The 2,797-nt window shown below is 74.8% G+C and carries 2 protein-coding genes; both read left to right on the forward strand.

Features of this window, described 5'->3' with window-relative positions; genetic code table 11:
* Window positions 1-193 precede the first annotated feature (193 nt).
* Window positions 194-1,171: a 4-(cytidine 5'-diphospho)-2-C-methyl-D-erythritol kinase gene (locus HMPREF3099_RS06200; protein ID WP_070705192.1), complete on the forward strand. Its 978-nt coding sequence runs from the start codon at window positions 194-196 to the stop codon at window positions 1,169-1,171.
* Window positions 1,172-1,204: 33 nt separating this feature from the next.
* Window positions 1,205-2,797, forward strand: a 1,593-nt coding sequence (locus HMPREF3099_RS06205; RefSeq protein ID WP_070705193.1) for an ABC-F family ATP-binding cassette domain-containing protein, incomplete at its 3' end; no start/stop codon positions are given.

Raw genomic sequence — 2,797 nt, forward strand, 5'->3', positions numbered from 1 at the left:
CGAGGCGGCGCTGGTGGCCGCCGGCATCGACCCGCGGACCCGAGGCGAGGCGCTGGACGTGGAGGGCTTCATCCGCCTGGCCGCCGCGCACCGGCGCCTGGTCGGTGAGGACGGCGCAGCCCGCTGAGGTGGTGCCCGGTGCGGTGTGGACCGCCGGGTCCGGGCCCGCTGCGGTCCCCCTAGTGTGGGTGCCATGACCAGCCCGGCCGCCCCCCGCTCCGCGACCGTCCGCGCGCCCGCCAAGGTGAACCTGGCGCTGCGGGTGGGGCCTCCCGACCTCGAGACCGGGTACCACCCGCTGGCCACCGTCTTCCACGCCGTCGACTTGTGCGACGAGGTGACGGTGCGCCGCGCGCGCACGATGTCGCTGGAGGTCACCGGCAGCTTCACCGAGGGCGTGCCGACCGACCACACCAACCTCGCCTGGCGGGCGGTGGAGGAGCTGCGTGAGCTCCACGGGCGCACCTGTGGGCTGCGGCGCCCGCGGCCGGTGGCCATCACCATCGACAAGCAGGTCCCCGTGGCCGGGGGCATGGCCGGCGGGTCGGCCGACGCGGCCGCGGCCCTGCTCGCCGCCAACGAGGTGTGGGGCAACGAGTTCCCGATGGGGGACCTGCGCGCCCTCGCCGCCGACCTGGGGGCCGACGTGCCCTTCGGCCTCACCGGCGGCAACGCCCTCGGGCTGGGGCGCGGTGACGAGGTCTCCACCGTGCTGGCCCGGGGCGAGCTGCACTGGGTGTTCTGCGTGAGCGACCAGGGGCTCAGCACGCCGGCGGTCTACCGCGAGTTCGACCGGCTCAACGGTTGGGACCAGACCCCCACCCCGGAGACGCTCGAGGCGTGGGAGGCCACCCCCGAGCCCCCGGAGGAGCTGCTGCAGGCCCTGCGCACGGGCGACCCGCTGGCGGTGGCCGAGCACCTGCAGAACGACCTGCAGCCGGCCGCCATCAGCCTCCAGCCGTCGCTGCAGGACACCCTGGATGCGGGCACCGAGGTGGGGGCCGTGGCCGGCATCGTGTCCGGGTCCGGGCCCACCGTCGCGCTGCTGGCCGAGAGCCGGGAGCACGCCATCGACGTCTCGGTGGGCATGGCGGCGCTGCGCCCGGGCGTGCAGGTGTTCACCGCCAGCGGGCCCGCCCCGGGCGCCCGGGTGGTCGAGCGCCGCGACTGAGCCCCGGGGCCCGGCCCACGTAGGGTGACCGCCGTGAATCCCCCCGCGAACCTGCTCAACTGCGAGGGCCTGCACCTGGTGTACGGCACCCGCACCCTCCTCGACGACGTGACCCTCGGGCTCAACGACGGGGACCGCATCGGCGTGGTGGGGCGCAACGGCGGGGGCAAGTCCACCCTGCTGCGGGTGATGGCGGGTCTGACCCAGCCGGACTCCGGGCGCGTGGTGCGCTCCCGCGGGGCCACGGTGGGCATGCTGCGCCAGCGCGACGACATCGCGGCCGACGCCACCGTGCGTGACGTGGTGCTGCCCGGCCTGGCCGAGCACGAGTGGGCGGCCGACGCGCGGGTCCGCGGGGTGCTCACCGGACTGCTGGGCGGACTCGACGCGGAGGGGCTGGGCGGACTCGACCAGCCGGTGGCAGGCATGTCCGGTGGCGAGCGGCGGCGCATGGCGCTGGCCGCGCTGCTCGTGGAGGACCCCGACGTGCTGCTGCTGGACGAGCCCACCAACCACCTCGACGTGGAGGGTGTGGCCTGGCTGGCCGAGCACCTGCGCACCAGCCGCCGCTCCGGGCAGGCGCTCGTGGTGGTCACCCACGACCGCTGGTTCCTCGACGCCGTGGTGGAGAACACCTGGGAGGTCGTCGAGGGCGCGGTGCACCAGTACGAGGGTGGGTACGCGGCCTTCGTGCAGGCGCGCGCCGAGCGTGCCCGCGTCGAGCAGGCCACCGAGGAGAAGCGGCAGAACGTCCTGCGCAAGGAGCTCGCCTGGCTGCGCCGGGGTGCACCGGCGCGCACGAGCAAGCCGCGCTTCCGCATCGAGGCGGCCGACGCCCTCATCGCCAACGAGCCCGAGCCGCGCGACGAGGTGGCCCTGGCGCGCTTCGCGACCACCCGCCTGGGCAAGGACGTGTACGACCTGGTGAACGCCACCGTCCGCGTTCCGCCGGGCGCCCCCGAGGACGAGCAGACCACCTTGCTCGAGGGGCAGACCTGGCGCCTCGGCCCGGGCGACCGGTACGGCGTCGTCGGCGTGAACGGCGCCGGCAAGTCCACCCTGCTGTGCGTGCTGCTGGAGCAGGTGCCGCTGGCCTCCGGCAAGCTCAAGGTGGGGCGCACGGTGCAGCCGGCCATCCTGTCCCAGGACCTCCACGAGCTGGACGAGGTGGCGGGCATGACCGTCATCGACGCCATCACGATGGTGCGCAGCTACACGGTGCTGGATGGCAAGGAGGTCTCGGCGAGCTCGCTGGCCAAGCGGCTGGGCTTCTCCGGGCAGCGCCAGCAGAGTCGGGTCTCGGACCTCTCCGGTGGGGAGCGGCGGCGCCTGCAGTTCGTGCGGCTGCTGCTGGACGAGCCGAACGTGCTGATGCTCGACGAGCCGACCAACGACCTCGACATCGAGACGCTGACCTCCATGGAGGACGTGCTGGACGGCTGGGCCGGCACGCTGCTGGTGGTGAGCCACGACCGCTACCTGCTGGAGCGCATGGCCAACCGCCAGGTGGCGCTGCTGGGCGACGGGCGCATCCGCGACCTGCCCGGCGGGGTGGAGCAGTACCTGGAACTGCGGCGCGAGCGGCGCGGGGCGGGGCGCGGCACCGGGCGGGGCGGGCGCGACGTG

The organism is Kytococcus sp. HMSC28H12 (assembly GCF_001816045.1).
Taxonomy (GTDB): Bacteria; Actinomycetota; Actinomycetes; order Actinomycetales; family Dermatophilaceae; genus Kytococcus; species Kytococcus schroeteri.

What these genes read in the sequence shown, in the direction of transcription:
- HMPREF3099_RS06200 (WP_070705192.1), top strand. Translation starts at nt 194, where the DNA reads ATGACCAGCCCGGCCGCCCCCCGCTCCGCGACCGTCCGCGCGCCCGCC.